General features: G+C 68.9%; 19 protein-coding genes. 5 read left to right on the forward strand and 14 right to left on the reverse strand.

Annotated elements, in window-relative coordinates:
- Positions 1-7: 7 nt before the first annotated feature.
- From H976_RS0118470 to H976_RS0118485, 4 genes are read right to left on the reverse strand one after another with little or no spacing between them, the layout of a single operon-like run.
- Positions 8-1,189, reverse strand: coding sequence for an ABC transporter ATP-binding protein (locus H976_RS0118470; RefSeq protein ID WP_027862749.1), 1,182 nt, complete (start codon positions 1,187-1,189; stop codon positions 8-10).
- A gap of 31 nt (positions 1,190-1,220) precedes the next feature.
- A complete protein-coding gene (locus H976_RS0118475; protein WP_027862750.1) occupies positions 1,221-2,060 on the reverse strand; it encodes a carbohydrate ABC transporter permease in 840 nt (279 codons plus the stop codon).
- A 4-nt stretch (positions 2,061-2,064) separates the two neighbouring features.
- The gene (locus H976_RS0118480) at positions 2,065-2,973 is read right to left on the reverse strand and encodes a carbohydrate ABC transporter permease (protein ID WP_051277025.1); all 909 of its coding nucleotides are present in this window, start codon (positions 2,971-2,973) and stop codon (positions 2,065-2,067) included.
- Positions 2,970-4,244: an ABC transporter substrate-binding protein gene (locus H976_RS0118485; protein ID WP_196804141.1), complete on the reverse strand. Its 1,275-nt coding sequence runs from the start codon at positions 4,242-4,244 to the stop codon at positions 2,970-2,972. The genes H976_RS0118480 and H976_RS0118485 overlap by 4 nt, the downstream gene beginning before the upstream one ends.
- A 320-nt stretch (positions 4,245-4,564) precedes the next feature.
- Here H976_RS0118485 and H976_RS27215 point away from each other — a divergent pair, with 320 nt between their 5' ends.
- Entirely contained in the window at positions 4,565-5,593 is a 1,029-nt protein-coding gene (locus tag H976_RS27215; RefSeq protein ID WP_255337328.1) for a LacI family DNA-binding transcriptional regulator, read from the forward strand.
- Here H976_RS27215 and H976_RS0118495 read toward each other — a convergent pair.
- Genes H976_RS0118495 through H976_RS0118505 form a run of 3 tightly spaced genes read right to left on the reverse strand, consistent with a single transcriptional unit; the run spans position 5,561 to position 9,002 of the window.
- Positions 5,561-7,231, reverse strand: coding sequence for an alpha-amylase family glycosyl hydrolase (locus H976_RS0118495; RefSeq protein WP_027862753.1), 1,671 nt, complete (start codon positions 7,229-7,231; stop codon positions 5,561-5,563). The genes H976_RS27215 and H976_RS0118495 overlap by 33 nt on opposite strands.
- Positions 7,228-7,764 carry a DUF1697 domain-containing protein gene (locus tag H976_RS27220; RefSeq protein WP_036227321.1) on the reverse strand — a complete coding sequence of 179 codons (537 nt, stop codon included), beginning with the start codon at positions 7,762-7,764 and terminating at the stop codon, positions 7,228-7,230. The genes H976_RS0118495 and H976_RS27220 overlap by 4 nt, the downstream gene beginning before the upstream one ends.
- A gap of 8 nt (positions 7,765-7,772) precedes the next feature.
- The gene (locus H976_RS0118505) at positions 7,773-9,002 is read right to left on the reverse strand and encodes a homogentisate 1,2-dioxygenase (protein WP_027862754.1); all 1,230 of its coding nucleotides are present in this window, start codon (positions 9,000-9,002) and stop codon (positions 7,773-7,775) included.
- Positions 9,003-9,040: 38 nt separating this feature from the next.
- On the opposite strand from H976_RS0118505, the gene H976_RS27225 reads away from it, so the two are divergent.
- Together H976_RS27225 and fahA are read left to right on the forward strand one after the other, a co-directional pair.
- Positions 9,041-9,958, forward strand: a complete 918-nt coding sequence (locus tag H976_RS27225) for a hypothetical protein (protein ID WP_036227322.1) — start codon at positions 9,041-9,043, stop codon at positions 9,956-9,958.
- On the forward strand, positions 9,955-11,187 hold the full coding sequence (fahA, locus tag H976_RS0118515; RefSeq protein WP_036227324.1) for a fumarylacetoacetase: 1,233 nt from the start codon (positions 9,955-9,957) through the stop codon (positions 11,185-11,187). Before H976_RS27225 ends, fahA begins: the two co-directional genes overlap by 4 nt.
- Here fahA and H976_RS29060 read toward each other — a convergent pair.
- Both H976_RS29060 and H976_RS0118525 read right to left on the reverse strand, forming a co-directional pair.
- On the reverse strand, positions 11,172-11,816 hold the full coding sequence (locus H976_RS29060) for a GNAT family N-acetyltransferase (protein WP_051277027.1): 645 nt from the start codon (positions 11,814-11,816) through the stop codon (positions 11,172-11,174). The two genes, fahA and H976_RS29060, sit on opposite strands and share 16 nt — an antisense overlap.
- 19 nt (positions 11,817-11,835) lie before the next feature.
- A complete protein-coding gene (locus H976_RS0118525; RefSeq protein ID WP_231388982.1) occupies positions 11,836-12,708 on the reverse strand; it encodes a diiron oxygenase in 873 nt (290 codons plus the stop codon).
- Positions 12,709-12,774: 66 nt separating this feature from the next.
- On the opposite strand from H976_RS0118525, the gene H976_RS27235 reads away from it, so the two are divergent.
- Both H976_RS27235 and H976_RS0118535 read left to right on the forward strand, forming a co-directional pair.
- Positions 12,775-13,482 carry a TetR/AcrR family transcriptional regulator gene (locus H976_RS27235; protein WP_051277029.1) on the forward strand — a complete coding sequence of 236 codons (708 nt, stop codon included), beginning with the start codon at positions 12,775-12,777 and terminating at the stop codon, positions 13,480-13,482.
- On the forward strand, positions 13,482-13,751 hold the full coding sequence (locus H976_RS0118535) for a DUF4873 domain-containing protein (RefSeq protein WP_036227327.1): 270 nt from the start codon (positions 13,482-13,484) through the stop codon (positions 13,749-13,751). The genes H976_RS27235 and H976_RS0118535 overlap by 1 nt, the downstream gene beginning before the upstream one ends.
- Before the next feature lies 1 nt (position 13,752).
- Here the strand turns inward: H976_RS0118535 and H976_RS0118540 are convergent, their stop codons facing one another.
- Genes H976_RS0118540 through H976_RS0118560 form a run of 5 tightly spaced genes read right to left on the reverse strand, consistent with a single transcriptional unit; the run spans position 13,753 to position 19,051 of the window.
- Positions 13,753-15,141 carry a Dyp-type peroxidase gene (locus tag H976_RS0118540; RefSeq protein ID WP_027862758.1) on the reverse strand — a complete coding sequence of 463 codons (1,389 nt, stop codon included), beginning with the start codon at positions 15,139-15,141 and terminating at the stop codon, positions 13,753-13,755.
- Positions 15,123-16,382, reverse strand: coding sequence for a hypothetical protein (locus tag H976_RS0118545; RefSeq protein WP_027862759.1), 1,260 nt, complete (start codon positions 16,380-16,382; stop codon positions 15,123-15,125). The genes H976_RS0118540 and H976_RS0118545 overlap by 19 nt, the downstream gene beginning before the upstream one ends.
- Positions 16,383-16,388: 6 nt before the next feature.
- Positions 16,389-16,829 carry an ester cyclase gene (locus tag H976_RS0118550; RefSeq protein ID WP_027862760.1) on the reverse strand — a complete coding sequence of 147 codons (441 nt, stop codon included), beginning with the start codon at positions 16,827-16,829 and terminating at the stop codon, positions 16,389-16,391.
- A 1-nt stretch (position 16,830) separates the two neighbouring features.
- Entirely contained in the window at positions 16,831-18,201 is a 1,371-nt protein-coding gene (locus H976_RS0118555; RefSeq protein ID WP_027862761.1) for an FAD-binding oxidoreductase, read from the reverse strand.
- A gap of 25 nt (positions 18,202-18,226) precedes the next feature.
- The gene (locus H976_RS0118560) at positions 18,227-19,051 is read right to left on the reverse strand and encodes an SDR family oxidoreductase (RefSeq protein WP_051277031.1); all 825 of its coding nucleotides are present in this window, start codon (positions 19,049-19,051) and stop codon (positions 18,227-18,229) included.
- Positions 19,052-19,081: the final 30 nt, after the last annotated feature.

The following is a 19,081-nucleotide window of genomic DNA, read 5'->3' on the forward strand; positions in this document are numbered from 1 at the left end:
CCCGCGGTCAGGCGCTGACGCCCGCTGCCTCGCCCGAGGTCAGGTTGGCGCCGGTCTCGACGTCGAAGACGTGCATCTTCGAGGTGTTGACCCACAGCTCGGCCTGCTGTCCGGGATGCACGTTGGCTGCCGCGTCGAGTCGGGCCGTCACCTGGGTGCCCTCACCGACCATGTCCTGGCCGGTGTCCTTGGCCAGGTCGTCGAGGTCGCCGGAGTGCGCGGTGCCACGGACGGCGAAGTAGGCGTAGATGTCGGAACCCATCGACTCCACCAGGTCGATCGGCACCGTGAATTTCGCTCCCGGTGCGTCTCCGACCAGGGCGGCGTCCTCGAAGTGCTCAGGTCGGAGCCCGACGATGACTTCCTTGCCCTTGCTGTGCTCCACCGCGCGACGGATGCCGTCGGGCATGGGGATGGTGCCCAGGCCACTGTTCAGCGAGTCGCCCTCGATGGTCGCCGGGATGAAGTTCATCGCCGGGCTGCCGATGAACCCGGCGACGAACAGGTTGCGGGGATTCTCGTAGAGGTCCGTCGGGGATCCGACCTGCTGCACAAGGCCGCCACGCATCACGACGACCCGGTCGCCGAGCGTCATGGCCTCGGTCTGGTCGTGGGTGACGTAGAGCGTCGTGGTGGCGAGGGTCTTCTGGATCCGGGCGACCTGGGTGCGCATCTGCACACGGAGCTTGGCGTCGAGGTTCGACAGCGGCTCGTCCATCAGGAACGCCTTGGGACTGCGCACGATGGCGCGTCCCATGGCCACTCGTTGGCGCTGACCGCCCGAGAGGTTGGCCGGCTTGCGGTCCAGGTGGTTCGTCAGCTCCAGCATCGTGGCGGCCTCGTCGACCTTTTGCTTGATGGTCGCCTTGTCGACTCCGGCCAGCACGAGCGGGAAAGCCATGTTCTCGCCCACGGTCATGTGCGGGTAGAGCGCGTAGGACTGGAACACCATCGCGATGTCGCGGTCCTTGGGCGCCTTGTCGTTCACCACGGTGCCGTCGATGCTCAGCTCGCCCTTGGTGATGTCCTCGAGGCCCGCGACCATGTTGAGCAGGGTCGACTTCCCGCACCCGGACGGTCCGACGAGGATGATGAACTCGCCGTCCGCGATGGTCAGGTTGAAGTCGTCGACAGCCAGTGCCCCGTCGGGATAGCGCTTGACGACGTGGTCCAAAACGATTTCTGCCACGAGGTTGCTCCTTCTGTGATGGTCGAGGGCCTCAGCCCTTGACCGCTCCCGATGTGAGGCCAGCGACGATCCGACGCTGGAAGAACAGGACGAAGATGATGATGGGGATGGTGATCACGACGGCGGCTGCCGCGATGGCGGCCACCGGCTTCTCGAACGTGGTGGCGCCGGTGAAGTAGGACATCGCCGCCGGCACGGTGCGCGCCCGGTTGGTGGAGGTCAGCGAGATCGCGAACAGGAAGTCGTTCCAGCAGGCGATGAACGCGAGGATCGCGGTCGTGAAGACGCCCGGCATGGCCAGCGGCGTGATCACCTTGCGGAAGGCCTGGTACGGCGTGGCGCCGTCCATCTTGGCGGCCTTCTCCAGCTCCCACGGGATCTCACGGAAGAACGCGGACAGGGTGTAGATCGTCAGCGGCAGCGCGAAGGTGATGTAGGGGATGATCAGGCCGGGCCAGGTGTCGAAGATGTGGATCGCGGTCTCGATCTTGAACAGCGGCGTGACCAGCGCGATCTGCGGGAACATCGAGACCAGCAGCGACATCGCCACGATGGTTCGCTTGCCCGGGAAGTCCAGCCGGGCGATGGCGTACGCCGCCATGGTGCCGAGCACGAGGGCGATGAACGTCGAGATCAGGCAGATGCCGATCGAGTTGATCAGCGAGCGCACGAAGTCGTCGTTCTGGAAGATCGTGGAGTACGCCTCGCTGGTCGGGTTGGCCGGCAGGTACTTGCCGTCGTTGAGGGTGTCCCCACCCTTCAACGACAGCGAGATGATCCAGATGATCGGGACGAAGGCGTAGACCAGCACCAGGACGTTGGCCAGGCCCCATCCGAACTTGGCGCGCGGGGACTCGGTCATGGCAGCCATCGAGCTACTCCTGTCCCGGCGCAGCAGCGCCGAAGAGCTTGACGAAGATGAACGCGATGATCGCGGTGGTCAGGAAGATCAGCACGGCCATGGTCGACCCGATGCCGAGGTTGAGTCCTCTGATCAGGTTGTCGTAGGCGACGATCGAGACCGACGCCGTCTTATTCGCTCCGCTGGTGAGCACGTAGATGTTGTCGAATATTCGGAAGGCATCCAGGGTCCTGAACAGCAGCGCGACGAGGATCGCCGGCTTGATCAGCGGCACCGTGATCCGCCAGAACCGCTGCCACGGATTCGCGCCGTCCATCGAAGCCGCCTTGAGCAGGTCTTCTGGCACCAGGGCCAGGCCCGCCATCAGCAGCAACGCCATGAACGGGACCGTCTTCCAGACCTCGGCCAGGAGGATGATCCACAGCGACGGCCACCGCTCGGTGAGTGGTGCATTGTCACCGGCCAACCAACCGAGACCCTGGGTCCACGCAAACCTCCACGAGAACGCCGCGACCACGGTGACGATCGCGTAGGGGACCAGAGCCGAGGTGCGTACCAGCCCGCGACCGATGATCGTGCGGTGCATCACGATGGCCAGCAGCATGCCCAGCGCCAGCTCGAGCGTGGCACCGACAACGGTGAGGAAGATCGTGACACCGAACGCCGTCCACCAGATGGAGCTGCTCAGCACCGTGACGTAGTTGCTCAGCCAGATGAACTCGTTGGCGTCGGGCGTGCGCAGGTCTGCCTTGAAGAACGACAGGTAGATGGCGTAGAGGATCGGGTAGGCGGCCACGGCGAGCATCACGATCACGGCCGGGGCGCACAGCATCATGCCCAGCCTCTGCTCGGCGCGCTTGCCCTCGCTGGCGCGCCGCTTCGCGATCTCGACGCCCTCGTCCTGCTTCGTGATGACGCTCACGGCAGAATCCCCTTTCCGTCAATGGCGTCCTGGATGGAGGACTTGAGCTTGTCCGCGGTCTTCTCCGGGTCGATCGATGCCGGGGGCGACAACGTGGTGGACACGATGGTGGAGATGTTCTGGTAGAGCGGGGTGACCGGCCGCGGGACCGCGGTCTTCAGCTCGGCCAGGATGTCGGGGTAGAACGGGTAGGCCTTCTGGAACTCGGGTTTCTGGAAGACGCTTTCCAGGACGGGCACGTTGCCGGCCGGGCTGAGGGCACCGTCGAGCTGGTGCTTCTCGTCGCGCAGGCACATGGCCGCGTCGAAGGCGAGGTCGGGGTGCTTGCTGTACTTGCTGATCGCGTAGTTGAGCCCACCCAGCGTGGCCCGCGACTGCTCACCCGGGGCGAACTCGGGGAGCCTGCTCACGCCGAGGTCGGCGGCGACCTTCTTGTCCGCGGCGTTCATGGCGCTCTGCACGTAGGGCCAGTTCATGATGAACGCGGCCTCGCCGTTCTGCAGCTGGGCGAACACCTCGGGCTCCTGGCTGTTCGACAGCGACTTGCTGGCCAGGCCGTCGGTGGCGAGGTCGTGCAGGATGCTCAGCGCCTTCACCGTCTTGTCGTCGACGGTGACCTTCGTGCTGGTGTCGTTGACCAGGGTGCCGCCGAGCGAGGAGAGGATCGTGTTGAAGCCGACGACGTAGCCCTCGTACTGAGCAGCCGTGATGCCGATGACGTAGGGCTTGCCCTCCGACTTGAGCTTCTTGCTGTCGGCGATCACGTCGTCCCACGTCTTTGGCGCGGTGGGCACCAGGGACTTGCGGTACCAGAGCAGCTGCACGTTGGTGCTGCGCGGAATCGCGTAGAGCTTGTCCTTCCAGGTGGCCGTGTCGAGCGGCGGCTGGAGGACTCCGGCACTGGCCGCTTCCTTCTTGGCACCGGTGAGCTCACGGATCCAGCCGGCCTCTGCGAACTCGGCGGTCCAGGTGACGTCCATGCCCAGGACATCCATGCCGTCGTCGTGGGCGGCGAGGCGACGGACGAACTGCTCGCGCTGGCTGTCGGCGTCGCTGGGGATCAGGTTCGGGACGATCTTGTACTTGCCGGCGGCGTCCTTGTTGCAGTCGTTGAGGATCTTGTCGAAGCCGGCGTCCGAGGTGCTGCCGTAGACGTTGATGGTCGGAGTGCCGCTCTCGCCGCCACAGGCCACGAGGGTGCCGCAGGCAATCACACCCGTCCCGATGAGGGCCGTCAGCTTTCGGATCCTGCGTGTTGTCCGTGCTCTCATGCGCTGCTGTCTCCTCCGACCCGGACCGGCCCTGGTTGGTGACGTGAGTCACATCTGTGATTGAACGTAGTACCGCAATAGGGAACTGCGCAACGGGCGAGAGCCCCTGACTCCGGCCGACGCTGTGTGACTCCTGTGCTTCGTGTGGTCACGGGATGACAACGTTGTCCGACCAACAGGTTGCTTGTTCCATGGGAGTGTGTCAAGCATCACACCAGAAGGATGACATCGTTGTCCGCAGCAACTCGCGACGAGGAACGGCACACATGAACAGCCGACGAACCTCACCGGAACGGCCCACGGGGCCGGGCCGCGCCACCATGCGCGACGTCGCGTCCCGGGCGGGGGTCTCTGTGAAAACGGTTTCGCGCGTCGTCAACGACGAGGCCGGGGTGACCGACGAGCTGGTTCGGAGGGTGACCGCGGCGGTCACCGAGCTCGGGTACCGGCACAACCTCACCGCCAGTCACCTGCGACGCGGACACCGCACGGCGTCGATCGGCGTGCTGGTGCAGGACCTGAGCAACGAGTTCTGCGGCGCCGTGCTGCGGGCGATCGAGGACCGGGCGCGAGCCGAGGGCGTGGTGGTGATCGCGTCGAGCATCGACGAGGACGCCGAGCGGGAGCGGGAGACCGCCCACGGGCTCGTGGCCCGTCGCATCGACGGCCTGATCCTGATGCCCGCCAGCCGACACCAGGACTACCTCGACACCGACCGGGCCTCCGGCCTCGCCGTGGTCGCCGTCGACCGTCGGCCCCTGGTCACGGAGATCGATGCGGTCGTGGCCGACAACCAGGGGGGCGCCGCGGAGGCAGTCGGCCACCTGATCGCGCACGGGCACCGGCGCATCGCCTTCCTGGGCGACAGCGAGAGCATTGCCACCGCGGCGGAGCGACGGGACGGCTACCGGATGGCGCTGCGCGCCTCCCGCATCGGCCAGGACCCTGCCCTTGAGCGGATGGACCTGCGCACGACCGAGGACGCCACCCGGGCCACGCACGAGGTGCTCGGCCTCGACGACCCGCCCACCGCGATCTTCGCCGCGCGCAACGTGATCTGCACCGGGGCCGTGGTGGCGCTCCAGCAGCTGTCGCTGTCCGGGACGGTGGCGCTCGTCGGCTTCGACGAGGTCGCCATCGGCGAGTTCGTGGAACCGAGGGTGACCGTGGTGCGGCAGGACACCCACACCATCGGCGCGAACGCCTTCGACCGACTCCTGGCCAGGCTCGACGGGGACCAGGCCCCTGCGAGCATCGAGGTGGTCCCGACGACACTGGTCAAGCGTGGATCGGGAGAGATCAGGGCGCCACGGAAGTCAGCGAAGCCACGCCGCGCAGTCCGCCGGTAGGCCATCGGCGAGGTCGACGTCCTGGCTGCAGACCAGCACCTCGGCGTCGGCCGGCAACGGCACGTTCGGTCCGCCCACGTTGGCGATCAGGCGCACCGGCGCACCGGTCTCGGTCGTCACCTCGAAGGCCACGACGTCCTCGCCGAGGTCCAGCCACGTCAGCTCTCCACGGCCCAGCCGGTGCTCGCGCCGCAGCCCGAGCAGGGTCCGGTAGAGCTCGAGCGTCGATCCGGGCACTCCCTGCTGACGCGCCACGGCGAGCTCGCCGAACACCTCGGGCTGGGGCAGCCACGACTTCTCCGACGGCCCGAAGCCGTACGACGGGTCGCCACCCTCCCAGGGGATCGGCACCCGGCAGCCGTCACGACCGCGGTTGGTGTGGCCGGATCGCTCCCACGTCGGGTCCTGACGCAGCTCGTCGGGCAGCTCGGTCGCCTCGGGCAGGCCGAGCTCCTCGCCCTGGTAGAGGTAGGCCGAACCCGGCAGGGCGAGCATCGTGGTGGTGGCGGCCCGGGCACGACGCAGGCCCAGCTCGGCGTCCGGCTGCGGGTCGTCGGCCCCGATCCCCGGCATCCGGAGCGGACCCGGTTGCGGTGCGTAGCCCAGCCGCGAGGCGTGCCGGACCACGTCGTGGTTGGAGAGGACCCACGTCTGCGGTGCGGCGTACGGCGCCACCGCTGCCAGCGACTCGGTGATCTCCGCGCGCATCTCCTTGGCGATCCAGGGTGCCATCAGGAAGCCGAAGTTGAACGACTGGTGCAGCTCGTCGCCGCGCACGTAGCGGGCCAGCGACTCCACCGGCAGCACCCACGCCTCGGCGCAGAGGATGCGGTCGGCGTCCTCGCCCTCCACGGCGTAGGAGTCGGTGACCTTGCGCCAGCGACGGTAGATGTCGTGCACCCCGGGCTGGTCCCACATCGGCAGGTCGTCGGTGCGCTTGGAGTCGGCGTAGGAGTGGGTCGCATCGGGAAGTCCGTCGGCCTTGACCAGGCCGTGGGCGACGTCGATGCGGAAGCCGTCGACACCTCGGTCCAGCCAGAACCTGAGCACCGACTCCATCTCGTCCCCGACCTCGGGGTTGCTCCAGTCGAAGTCGGGCTGGGTCACGTCGAAGAGGTGGAGGTACCACTGGCCGGGCTCGCCGTCGGCCTCGGTGACGCGGGTCCAGCCCGGGCCGCCGAAGACGCTGAGCCAGTTGTTCGGCGGCTCCTCGCCGTGCTCACCGCGGCCGTCCCGGAACACGTAGCGTGCCCGCGCGGCGCTCCCGGGCGCGGAGGCGAGTGCCTCCTTGAACCAGGGGTGCTCGCTGGAGGAGTGGTTGGGCACCAGGTCGACGAGCACCCGCAGCCCGAGCTCGTGGGCCCGGGCGATCATCGTGTCGGCGTCGGCCAGCTTCCCGAACCGGGGGTCGACGTCGCGGTAGTCGGCGACGTCGTACCCCGCGTCGTGCTGCGGAGAGGTGTAGAAGGGCGAGAGCCAGACGGCGTCGACCCCGAGGTCGACCAGGTGCGGCAGCCGCGCAGTGATGCCGGGCAGGTCGCCCATCCCGTCCCCGTCGGCATCGGCCCACGACCGTGGGTAGATCTGGTAGATGACGGCGTCGCGCCACCAGGCGGTGGCGTTGGTCTTCTCGCTCATGAACCCCACTTCTCGGCCAGCTTCGTGATGACGGTCAGGTTACGGGTGGTGGCCACGCCGAGGTGACGCTCCACCTCGGCGTTGCCCGTCGTTGCCTCGTGGTAGGGCCGCGTGCTCAGCATCAGGTGTACGGCGCGCTGGCCGACCCGCACCTCCTCGCCGTCGCCGGACCGCTCCTCGAGAGCAGCCTTTCCTGCCTTGGTGGGCGGACCGGCGAGCAGGCTGAGGTAGTGGCCCTGGAGCTTCTTGCCCCCCGCGAAGTCACAGGCCTCGTCGTACAGCTCACTGAGCTCCTGGGGCGTCATCAGCACGACCGGCACCTCGAAGCCGCGGTCGGCGAGCATCGTCTTCTCCAGCGCGGCGACGACCTTCGCCCGCGAGCGGAGGCTGGTGCGGAAGAGCACGTTGCCGGTCTGGATGTGGGTCTCCACCTCCTCGAACCCGGCGGCGGTCAGCGCGTCGCGGAGCTCGGCCATGGCGTACTTGCGCTTGCCCACGTTGACGGCGCGCAGGAACGCGATGAAGGTCGGCACGCCGGTCCTCAGGAGTTGGAGAAGACGGCCGGACCACCGTCGTCGTTGTCGGGTCCGCGTCCGGCCCAGGTCCAGGCGTAGGCGGGGTCCTCGACCGCCATCCCCGCTTCCCCGAGCTCGAGCGGCCGGAAGGTGTCCACCATGACCGCCAGCTCGTCGAAGTACTCCACCCCGATCGAGGCCTCGATCGCGCTCGGCTGCGGGCCGTGCGCGTGACCGCCGGGGTGGATCGAGATCGAGCCGATGTCGATGCCCGAGCCCTTGCGCGCCTCGTAGTCACCGCCGACGTAGAACATCACCTCGTCGGAGTCGACGTTGGAGTGGTAGTAGGGCACCGGGATCGACTGCTCGTGGTAGTCGACCTTGCGCGGGCAGAAGTTGCAGACCACGAAGTTGTAGCCCTCGAACACCTGGTGCACGGGCGGCGGCTGGTGCACCTTGCCGGTGATCGGCATGAAGTCCTCGACGTTGAAGGTGTAGGGGTAGAGGCACCCGTCCCAGCCGACCACGTCGAGCGGGTGGGTGGCGTACGTCAGCCGGGACCCGACGAGGCCCGACGGTCCGTTGCCGCGGTGCTTGACCAGGACCTCGACGTCGGTGCCGTCCTCGACGAGCGGCTCCGTCGGTCCGTGCAGGTCTCGTTCGCAGTACGGCGCGTGCTCGAGGAACTGACCGAAGCGGGAGAGGTAGCGCTTGGGCGGCGCGATGTGGCTGTTGGCCTCGATGGCGTAGAGACGCGACACCTCGCCGTCGATGTCACTCGGCAGCCAGCGGTGGGTGGTGGCGCGAGGGACCAGGACGTAGTCGCCGGTGCGGTAGTCCAGTGACCCGAAGATCGTCTCGACGGAGCCGGAGCCGGACTCGACGTAGACACACTCGTCGCCCACGGCGTTGCGGTAGTACGGCGAGGTCGTGTCGCTCACGACGTAGCTGATCCGCACGTCGCCGTTGCCCATCACCAGTCGCCGCCCCGTGACCGGGTCACCACCCGCCGGGAGGTCGTGCAGCTTGAGGTGGCGCGGCTTCAGCGGGTGGTTCGGGGTGGTGGTGAGGTCGGGCAGCTCCCACGGCTGGCTGTCGACGATGGCCGAGGGGACGCCGCGGTGGTAGAGCAGCGAGGAGTCGGAGGAGAAGCCCTCCTCCCCCATCAGCTCCTCGTAGCGCAGCGCCCCCTGGTCGTCGCGGAACGCCGTGTGCCTGGTGCGCGGGATGTCTCCCACATGTCGGTAGTAAGCCACGGCTTCACCCTCTCGCCTTGTGATCTAGCGTGGCAACCGTGTCGATTCCTGCCTACCTGACCAGCTTCGTGGACGACGCCGCGATCTTCCCGCCGGGCAACGCGCCGCTGGAGCAAGCCGTCGCCGACCACGTCGACCACCGCGACGAGGAGTACGCCGACCTGGTCGGCGGCTTCGTGGTCAGCGACGTGAAGGTCGCGGACCTGGCCGCCTGCCTCCCCGAGGTCGCCGGCTCGACCGAGCTTGGTGTCAACCTCGTCGTCACCGGCGGCGCCGGTGCCATCGAGCCGGCGGTCACCTGGGTGTCCCGCTCGGAGGGCCTGTCGCTGCGGGCGGTCGAGTTCGCGCTGCGCGACGAGGAGGACCTGGCCCACAACGCGCAGCGCCTGATCCAGGTGGTGGACTCGTTGGGCGCCCAGCTCGACGACGTGGTCGTGTTCGCGGAGCCGCCGGTCCCACCAGGCAGCCCCTCTCACGGCTGGCTGGCCGCCCTCGACGAGCTCGCGGCCCGCGAGATCCACCTCAAGTTCCGCACCGGCGGCGCCACGGCAGACCTGTTCCCGAGCTCACGTCAGCTGGCCGGCTGCATCGAAGCGGCCCTCGACCGCGAGCTCCCGTTCAAGTGCACGGCCGGGCTGCACAACGCGGTGCGGCACCGCGACGAGCAGACCGGGTTCGAGCACCACGGCTTCCTCAACGTCCTGCTGGCGACACGGGCCTCGCTCGACGGCGGCACCCCGGACGACGTGGCGCGGGTGCTCGACGAGACCGAGGGTGCCGCGGTGGCCGAGCGGCTCTCCGCCGATCCTGACGAGGCGGCGCGCACCAGACGCTGGTTCACCTCGTTCGGGTCGTGCAGCGTGCTCGACGCCCACGAGGACCTCGTCGAGCTGGGGCTGCTAACCACCCCAACGGACCACTCGCTGCGCTCGCGCTCCGCCGGGGACCCCGGATGAGGGGCTGGGTGACCGGAGCGGCCGGCTCGGCGTACGACCTCGACAACCTCCCGTACGGCGTCTTCTCCACCCCAGGCACCGACCCCCGGGTCGGCGTACGCATCGGTGACTTCGTGATGGAGGCCTCGGCCGTCGCCGCTCTGGGCGGCGACGCCGGCGAGGGGCCGCACCTCGCCCCGGTCTGGGCACAGGCGGGGCTGGACGAGTTCCTGGCCATGGGCCGCACCGTCTGGGACATCGCCCGCGAGTGGCTGGTCGAGGTGCTCGGCAACGATGTGCACCAGCCGCGGGTCGAGCCGCTGCTGGTGCCGATCGACGAGGTCACCATGCACCGGCCGTTCGAGGTCGCGGACTACGTCGACTTCTACTGCTCGGAACAGCACGCGACCAACGTCGGGAGGATCTTCCGTCCCGATGGGGAGGCGCTGACGCCGAACTGGAAGCACCTGCCGATCGGCTACCACGGTCGTGCCGGGACGGTGGTGGTCTCCGGCACCGACGTACGCCGACCGAGCGGTCAGCGGCCGGAGTCGGGTGGCGTTCCGTCGTACGGCCCGAGCAGGCGCCTCGACATCGAGGCCGAGCTCGGCTTCGTCGTCGGTGGCGCGACGCAGCTCGGTGAACCGGTGCCGACCTCGGCCTTCACCGATCACGTGTTCGGGGTGACGCCGCTCAACGACTGGTCGGCGCGCGACATCCAGGCCTGGGAGTACGTGCCCCTCGGGCCGTTCCTCGGCAAGTCGTTCGCCACCTCGATCAGTCCGTGGGTCACCCCGCTGGCCGCGCTGACGGCCGCCCGGGTCGAGCTGCCGGGGCAGGACCCGGAGCCGCTGGAGTACCTCCGCGTGCAGGAGCCGGCCGGCTACGACATCGACTTCGAGGTCGTGCTCAACGGGGAGGTGGTGAGCCGGCCGCCGTACGCCGCGATGTACTGGTCGCCCGCGCAGATGCTCGCGCACATGACGGTGAACGGCGCCTCGCTGCGCGTCGGAGACCTCTTCGCCAGTGGCACCATCAGCGGCGACGAGCGCGACCAGCGCGGTTCGTTGCTCGAGCTGAGCTGGGGCGGCAAGGAGCCCTTCGCCACGCCGACGACCAGCGGCCGGACCTTCCTCGAGGACGGCGACACGGTCACCCTGCGTGCCACCGCACCAGGCGCTCTCGGTGGCCGGATCGCGCTCGGCGAGGTCACCGGCACCGTCCTCCCAGCGAGTCAGGCCGGCCGGTAGTAGACCGCGGTCAGGGGCGCTCCGACGTCCCAGCCGAGTCGTTCGTAGAGGGCGCGCCCGTCATCGGTCGCACCGAGCACGGCCCGGTCGAGTCCGGCCTCGACGGCGTAGCGTTCGAGGGCGGCCATCACGACGGTGCCGAGACCGAGGCGACGATGGCGTTCGTCGGTGACGATCTGGTCGGCGACGGCGTACGACGCACCGAGGCCCATCCGACCACTCGCCACCTCGTTGCCCTCGGGAGCCAGCACCCGCGCCACCACGAGCCGGGGCTGTGCGTCGACAGCGACCTCGTAGCCCGTCGGTGGCTGTCGGCCGGGCGGGTGACCGAGCGCGCGGGTCATGAACCAACCGGCGTGGTCGGGCTCCCAGCCCTCGCGGAACCTGGGCAGCCACTCGTCCGGATCGCCGGGGAGCTTCACACCGGTGCGCGGCGGGTGCTCCTGCTCCACGATCCCGGCGAGACGTTCGGGAGTCGGGTCGCTGAGCACGAACCGGCCGTGCTCGGTCGCACTGCGCGTGGCGACGTACCACCCGCCGTCGACCGGGTCGGGTCGCGGCGCCTCGCGTGATCGCGTCCAGCCGTCGACCCAACCGTCGACGTACTCCCCCACCGGCCAGGCTCCCACGTCCCCATCAGTACACCCCTCAGCCCAGCAGCAGCGAGGCCCTCCACACGCGTTCCTGGTTCTCCGGCAGCAGGCCGTTCTCACGCAGGAAGGCGAGAGGCTTCTCGCCCATCCACTGCATCGTCGCCCGGTAGTGCGGGTTGCCCAGCGCCGCGCGGCGGCCATCGCGGGGGTCGATCCCGACGGAGGCGTAGACCTTCGGGTTCACCAGCGACCGGGCCACCATCAGACACGTCTGCGCGGTGAGGTTCTGCTGCACGACCAGCTGGGCCCTCGAGAGGCCCTCGAGCTGTCGACGCACCTCGTCGCGGGCGAAGGTCATGTGCCGGGCCTCCTCGAGCACGTGGATCCGGGCCACCATCCGCGTGATCGGCTGCACGCGCTCGTCCTTCATCAGCTCGCGCTGCCAGGTGTCCAGGATCTCCTCGGCGACCAGGATGGACGCGTAGGAGCTAGGACCGCGGACGACGTGGGTGAACAGGCGGCCGAGGCGGTGGATCTTGCGCGGCGGGCCGTACGCCGGGACACCGAAGTGCGCGATCGACTTGCCGAACATCGTCGAGTGACGGCACTCGTCGGCCACCTCGGTGAGGGCGTAGTGCATGTGCGCGCCGGTCGGGTCGTCGTCGTACAGGTCCCGCAGCATCATCTGCATCAGCAGCAGCTCGAACCAGAGTCCGACGCTCGCGATCGACGCGACCTCGTGCTGGGAGAGGGTGATCCGCTGCTCCTTCGTGAGGCCGTCCCACAGCTCGGTGCCGTAGAGCGACATCCGCTCGGGCTGCATCCCCCACAGGCTCGGGTCGACCGGCGCGCTCCAGTCGATGTCGACCTCGGGGTCGTAGGACTGGCGCGCTGAGGACTTGAGCAGGCGCTCGGCGGTGGCGGTCAAGGTCGGCCTCCTGGGCATCGCAGTAACTGTTACTTTCAGTAACGGTTATCGGCTACTGTGGATCACATGCCTCGCCTCGTCAAGGACCCCGTTCGGGGAAACAGGGTCAGCAACGGTCCGACCGACGACGGCCGGAACACCCGCTGGGACAGTCACCGAGAAGCCCGTCGCGCCGAGCTCGTGGAGGCTGCCGTGGCAGCGATCGACGAGCACGGCCCGTCGGCGAGCATCGCCGACATCGCGGCGTCCGCCGGCGTCAGCAAGCCGGTGCTCTACCGCTACTTCTCCGACAAGGACGACCTCTACCGCGCCGTCGGGCACTGGGGCGCCGACGAGGTCGTGCAGGCGATCGTGCCGACCCTGCTCGGTGACCGGCCGGTGCGCGCCCGCGTCGAGCGCGCCTGCACCCACTACCTCACCCTGATCGCGCGGCACCCCAACGTCTTCTTCCTGCTCGTGGACCACCCGAACAACCAGGACCCGTTCGCCGACGGCAAGGAGATGATCGCCGCCGCCTTCGCCCGCACCCTCAACGACGCCCTGTCCGAGCTCGGGGTGGACGCCTCCGGCGCCGAGCCCTGGGCCTACGGCGTCCTCGGGTTCGGGCTCTCCACCGGCGAGTGGTGGCTGCGCCGACAGACGATGAGCAAGGCGGCCGTGTCCCGCCACCTGAGCTCGTTCATCTGGAACGCCTTCGAGGGGATCGCCCGCGAGAACGGCGTCCGCATCGACGCGACGGGCCGGCTCAGCCTGCTGCCGGGGAGGAAGGCGTGATGGTGCACGAGCCCGAGGAGCAGTACGACGGACCGGCACGGATCGCCGAGACCGAGGTGGAGGTGCTCCTGCGCGGACACTTCGAGCCGATCGACGGTCGCTTCCACTGGTGGGGCCGGATCGCCGCCGACGAACGACTGGACGCCGAGCACTCCTCGGGCAGCACCGTCACCCTGGTCACCCCGCACGGCCAGGCCAAGGGCCGGCTCTCCGACGTCGACCCGTGGGGCCGCTACCGGATAGCCGGCACCGGGCGCCCGCCCTTCTGACTCACGACCCGGCGAGGTGGCGCAGGGCGCGACCCCCGGGCAGGAAGAAGTAGGCGCCGCCCCGCGGGGTCACGAACGCCGGCACCCCCTGGTGGCGGCGGCGCACCGGCACACCCTGCACGGTGAACGACGTGCCCCGCGAGGAGTGCCCACCCAGGAGCGGGTCGGCGTCGTCCAGCAACCCGGCGAAGGCGGGGTTCATCGCCCAGGTGTGCGAGATGAACTCGAACTGCCGGGCGATGTCCGAGCACAGGGCCAGGAAGTGCAGCCCGCGGTCTGCCGGCTGAGCGGAGCCCTCGTCGAGGGCCGCATCGGGTGCGATCGGTGGCCCGAACGGCCGGCCACGCCGAAGCAGCCGGTGCCTCTTGCCGACGTCGGTCGAGGCCTCGGTCCCCGGCTTCGGCGGCAACGAGTCACGAGGGTTGGTACGCCGCACGTGTGCTCCGACCGGGCACCGCATCCCGTCACGGTCGTCGGCGTCGTACCCGAAGTCGTTCTGCTCGGCCAGCTCGGATCGGTCCACCTCGGGGGACAGCGTCAACGGCGCACCGCTGGGCCACCGTCCGACCATCCGGGCCGCCAGCGCCGTACGCGCCTCGGGGTCGGGGCTGCCATCGGGTCTTCGGGTCGCCCGGTCGACGTAGCGCCAGAAACCCGCCACGTCCTGCACCAGCGTGCGCAGCACGAGATAGCTGCCGTTGCGCCCGAAGTCGAGGTCGTCGGCGCCGGTCACCTGCGGTGAGCGCGGGTACTGGCCGTGCTCGTTGAGGTAGCCGAGCAGGAACTCCCCCGGCGCGACCGTGTGCCGCTGCGGACCTGCGCGACCGACGCCCGACATCGTCGGTTGCGAGAGCCCGTCCCGGAAGCCGAAGTGCTCACCGCGGCCGATGTCCTCCGTGTCGAGGGTCGCGACCTCGCGCAGTCCGCTCCCGGTCAGGTCGGCGCGATGGCGCTCGAGCGCTGCCGTCAGCGCATCCGTGTCGGGCGCGAAGACGAGGAGGAGCACGTCGACCTCGGGTCCGCCCGGCGCCCCCCACTCCCAGCGCACGGGTGCTGCTGCTCCCTCGTCACCGAGGAGTCTGCTCCGGTGGGCGCTGGTCATCCCCTCGAGGAACTCCAGGGAGAACCCGGACAGCGTCGCCGGTGGGAGGCCGAGCTTGGCCAGGCCCGACGAGGTCAGCGCGAGGTTCCGCGCGACGCCGCTCGGCCGCGCCTCGCCGAGCGTGATCTCGGGCAGCAACGAGGACAGCCACGACCGCGCGCCGGCACCGTCGATGACCTCGAGCACCAGGTACGCCGCGGCACGGTGCTTGCCGAAGCCCTGGAGGACCAGACCCTGCACGTCGTCGGTGTCCACCCGGGTGCGCTTCGTCAGAGGATTCGCAGCCATGCGTCCAGCTCCTCTCCCTCGAGCTCACCGCTCAGGCCCGCACGGAGCCTGGCGTTCTGGTCGATCGTCACGGCGGCCAGGTCGGGGTAGGCCGAGTACCAGACCTGCGTCGGGACCTGGTGGCCGCGGATGAAGTTCTTGAACCAGCGCTCGTTGTGCGCACCGTCGTGGACCATCCAGCGGGTGCGCGGATAGTCGGCCTGCTGGCCGAAGACGGTGTTGAGCACCCAGGCGACCTGGTCGACGAAGTCGTTGTTGTAGCTCTCCAGGCTTCCGTCGTAGTAGCTGGTGAACAGCACCTGCTCGTCGGGGTCGACCCGCATGAAGCGCGCGAAGTGCACGGTGGTGAGGCCGGAGAGGCTGCCCGTGGTGAAGACGTGCCGGGCGGTGTAGTCGCCGACGAGCTCGGTCAGCCGCGAGGTCAGCTTCCAGAAGCCCCCGGGCCGGATGGGGGCACGGCTGGTGAAGGCGTTCTGCACGAGGAAGTCCTCCGCGTCGCCGAGCTCACGCAGCCGCTCTGGGTCGGGCTCGATCTCCGGGAAGGCGTCGACCCGCTCGTGCCACCGGAGCATCAGCGCCCAGACGATGGCCGCCGGGATGCCGATCGGCAGGGTGACCACCAGCAGCGCCGGCACCGCGATCTTGTGCAGCTTCTCCCTGAGCCGCCACACCAGTGCCGGCTGTGGCGCCGGTGCGAGGGCCCAGGCCAGCGTGGGCTCGGAGGCGACGTGGGAACGGATGGCGTCGCGCACCTCGGCGGGAGTGAGGCCGGCGAGCTGGTCGACCTGGGTGTCGAGGTGGTCCTCCAGGGCCTGGCGCAGGCGCGCCTCGTCGCGGATCTGCGGCAGCGTCCGCCCCACCGCATGCACGTAGAAGACCCGTGAGTCGCGCAGGTGCGCGCGGAGGTAGGCCAGTCTCCGGTCCGGTGTGGGTACGTCGGGATAGTCGGCGCAGGCACCGAACAGCTCGTCGAGACCGGCGCCGGCGACCTGGACGAGGTCGTCGAGGCGCTCCCCCACCGTCGCGTCGCAGTCGAGGGTGACGATCACGGTCGGCTCGTCCTCATCGGCTTGCGGCTCGAGCAGGAGCACCCGCGCGAAGTGGGTCAGCGGCAGCCGGGCGAACGGGATCACCCGGTTGCCGTCCGGGTCCTCGGCCATCACGCCCAGGAGGCGTTCGAGTGCTTCCCGGCGCCCGGGGAGCACCCGGGCACTGAACGTCAACGCGACCTGGTGGGTCATGTCGGATCAGAACGGGTGGTGGATGCCGCCGAGCTGTTCGATCAGGTGTCCCCTGTCGAACGCCACCCGGACCTCGGCGATCTTGCCGTCCTCGATGTGGAAGATGTCGATGCCGGGCACCGACACGTGCCGCTCCTTGAGCTCAATCCCCAGGAACTCGGTCTTGTGCGTGCCGGTCCACGTGAACCGGATGGCGACCTTGTTGCCCTCGGCGAAGAAGTCGTCGATCTCGAAGTGGACGTCGGGGAAGACCTTGAAGAACACCGAGAAGAACTGCTTCACCTCGGCGTGCCCGTGGGCCTCACCGTCCGGCACGATCGCCGGGTCGTAGAAGGCGATGTCGTCGGTGAACAGCGTGTCGACGTACCCCACGTCCTGCTTGTTGGTGAGCTGCTCGAAGTAGCTCGTCGCGACGGCCTTGACCTCCTCGAGGGTCATCTCGGCCATCTCAGTCACCGTCCAGTGAACCGAGCAGCTCGGCGAAGTAGTTGTTCAGCAGCCGGTTCGACGGGTCGTAGTGGCGGCGCTGCTTCTCGAACCGGTCGACGCGCTCACCGAACGCGTGCACGACCTGGTCGCGGGTCAGCAGGTTGGTCTGGTTGAACAGCGGGGTGCCGCCGAGGTCGCTGCACAGCGAGTTGTACTCGCGCAGGAAGGCGTCCCAGCCGAGCGTGCCCGTCGAGACGGGGTCGAAGGTGATCACCGTGCCGTTGAAGCTGTAGGAGAACAGCGAGCTCTGGTCGGCCAGGATGCGGTAGCCGACGCTGAGCAGGTCGATGCGGTAGCCGGTGCGCGCGTAGTGCTCCTTGGACAGGTCGTAGTAGGCCCGGAGGCACTCGATGTAGCGCTCCTCCGGAAAGGCCCAGATGCTGAACAGGTAGCGGTCGTTGCCGGAGACCTCCGGGTAGCGGATCTGCTGGGCGATCGGCAACGTCGCCTTGCCCTTGATCACCTTGGTCAGCGCGAGCACGATCAGCCCGTTGTAGAAGTCGGTCAGGGCCGAGCGGACCCACTTCGACGGGAACAGTCGACTGACGTTGTGTCCCCACAGCGGCGCGAAGTGGCTCCACACCTGGTTGCGCAGCTTCCACTGCCACGTGCTCAGGTCTCCCGCCGAGCTCGCCCCGTGGTAGCGGCGGAACTCCACGGTGATCGTGTCCTTGAACGGGTTGATGTAGAGCATCATCGACTCGTCGCGGGTCCGGAGCTCGGGCAGCTGGCGGGCGAACTCGTCGAGGGTGAACTTCTCGTGGTGCACCTCCATCGCGGCCAGCTCGCGTACCCGGAAGGTGGCCTCGTAGACGACACCGAACAGCCCGTAGCTCGATCGTGCGAGCTGGAGCAGCTCCGGGTCGCTCTCGTCGACCTCGAACAGGTCGCCGTTGGGCAGCACCATCTTGATGCCGACGGCGTACGACGCGATCTGGCCGAACTCGCCGGGCATCGAGGCGTCCTTGGTGCCGCCGCAGCAGGCGCTGCCGATGGTCAGGTTGCCGAGCTCGACGTTGACGTAGAACTGCTTGCCTCGCTTGACCAGCTCCTGGTTGACGTCGATGTAGAGCGCCCCGGCCTGCACGGTGACGGTGTCCTCGCCGTAGGACAGGATCTTGTCCATCTTGCGGGTGATGATCACGGTGCCGTCGTCGGCGGTCCCGCAGGGAGTGGTCGAGTGGTTCGAACCGATCGCTCGAACCGGCGACGGATAGCGCTCGGTGTCCTTCACGATGTCCACGATCTGCTGGACGCTGGTCACCTCGACCACAGTGTGCGGCGAGGAGGTGATGCCTCCGAACCAGTTCTTCAAGGTTGCTGTACTCATCTGGGACCTGACTTTCGAAGTGGTGTCATCTCTTGGACTTCTGCGCGGCCACGGCCTCGGGAGGCACGACCGACGATCGGAGAGCCGGCTGCATCAGCTCGGGAAACAGCCCGGCCAGGCGTACGCCGAGCCGCTGGTCGGGAGGCGCGACCAGCACCTCGGCACGGTTCTTCCTGATGGCCGAGACACACGCCTCCGCCACCTGCCCGGGAGTGGCCTCGCGGTGGGCGGCACGGACGCCGGTGTCGGCCCACATGCCGGTGTCTGACACGAAGGTCGGACTCACCAGGGACACGCCGACGCCGGTGCCACGCAGCTCCTCGCGCAACGCGTGCCCGAAGCCTCGGAGCGCGAACTTGCTGGCGTTGTAGACCGACGAGCGAGGAGTCGGCGCCAGTCCCGCCAGCGACCCGATGAGCAGCACGTGCCCCGCCCCCTGGTCGAGCATCCTCGGCACCAGCAGCCGCGTCAGCACGAGGGTCGAGCGGACGTTGATGTCCACCGCCCGGGCGATGTCGTCCACGCTCAGGTCGGCCAGCTCGCCGTTGGCCGGGAGGCCGGCGTTGGCGACCAGGATGTCGACGCCCCCGGAGTCGCGGGCCAACCGGCGTACGTCCTCGAGCCGGGCCAGGTCGGCCGCCACGACCGCGGTCCCGTCGCCGAGCTCTGCTGCCAGGGAGGTCAGCTCGTCGACCCGTCGGCCGCTGACCACGAGACGAGCGCCCTCGCGGTGCAGGCGGCGGGCGATGGTCGCACCCAGGCCGCCCGAGGCGCCGGTGACCAGGCAGGTGCTGCCGGGGAGGGAGAGGCGCGGCGATCGAGAGCGCAACCGAGCCCGGATCGAAGACATTCCTGTCCCCGTCGCTCTCGTGCTGCTGCC

This window comes from Marmoricola sp. URHB0036 (genome assembly GCF_000426045.1).
In the GTDB taxonomy this organism is placed as follows: Bacteria; Actinomycetota; Actinomycetes; order Propionibacteriales; family Nocardioidaceae; genus Marmoricola.

Coding starts and splice junctions, on each gene's coding strand:
- H976_RS0118475 (WP_027862750.1), bottom strand. CDS start 2,060: ATGGCTGCCATGACCGAGTCCCCGCGCGCCAAGTTCGGATGGGGCCTG.
- H976_RS0118485 (WP_196804141.1), bottom strand. CDS start 4,244: ATGAGAGCACGGACAACACGCAGGATCCGAAAGCTGACGGCCCTCATC.
- H976_RS27215 (WP_255337328.1), top strand. CDS start 4,565: ATGCGCGACGTCGCGTCCCGGGCGGGGGTCTCTGTGAAAACGGTTTCG.
- H976_RS0118495 (WP_027862753.1), bottom strand. CDS start 7,231: ATGAGCGAGAAGACCAACGCCACCGCCTGGTGGCGCGACGCCGTCATC.
- fahA (WP_036227324.1), top strand. CDS start 9,955: ATGAGGGGCTGGGTGACCGGAGCGGCCGGCTCGGCGTACGACCTCGAC.
- H976_RS27235 (WP_051277029.1), top strand. CDS start 12,775: ATGCCTCGCCTCGTCAAGGACCCCGTTCGGGGAAACAGGGTCAGCAAC.
- H976_RS0118535 (WP_036227327.1), top strand. CDS start 13,482: ATGGTGCACGAGCCCGAGGAGCAGTACGACGGACCGGCACGGATCGCC.
- H976_RS0118540 (WP_027862758.1), bottom strand. CDS start 15,141: ATGGCTGCGAATCCTCTGACGAAGCGCACCCGGGTGGACACCGACGAC.
- H976_RS0118545 (WP_027862759.1), bottom strand. CDS start 16,382: ATGACCCACCAGGTCGCGTTGACGTTCAGTGCCCGGGTGCTCCCCGGG.
- H976_RS0118550 (WP_027862760.1), bottom strand. CDS start 16,829: ATGGCCGAGATGACCCTCGAGGAGGTCAAGGCCGTCGCGACGAGCTAC.
- H976_RS0118555 (WP_027862761.1), bottom strand. CDS start 18,201: ATGAGTACAGCAACCTTGAAGAACTGGTTCGGAGGCATCACCTCCTCG.
- H976_RS0118560 (WP_051277031.1), bottom strand. CDS start 19,051: ATGTCTTCGATCCGGGCTCGGTTGCGCTCTCGATCGCCGCGCCTCTCC.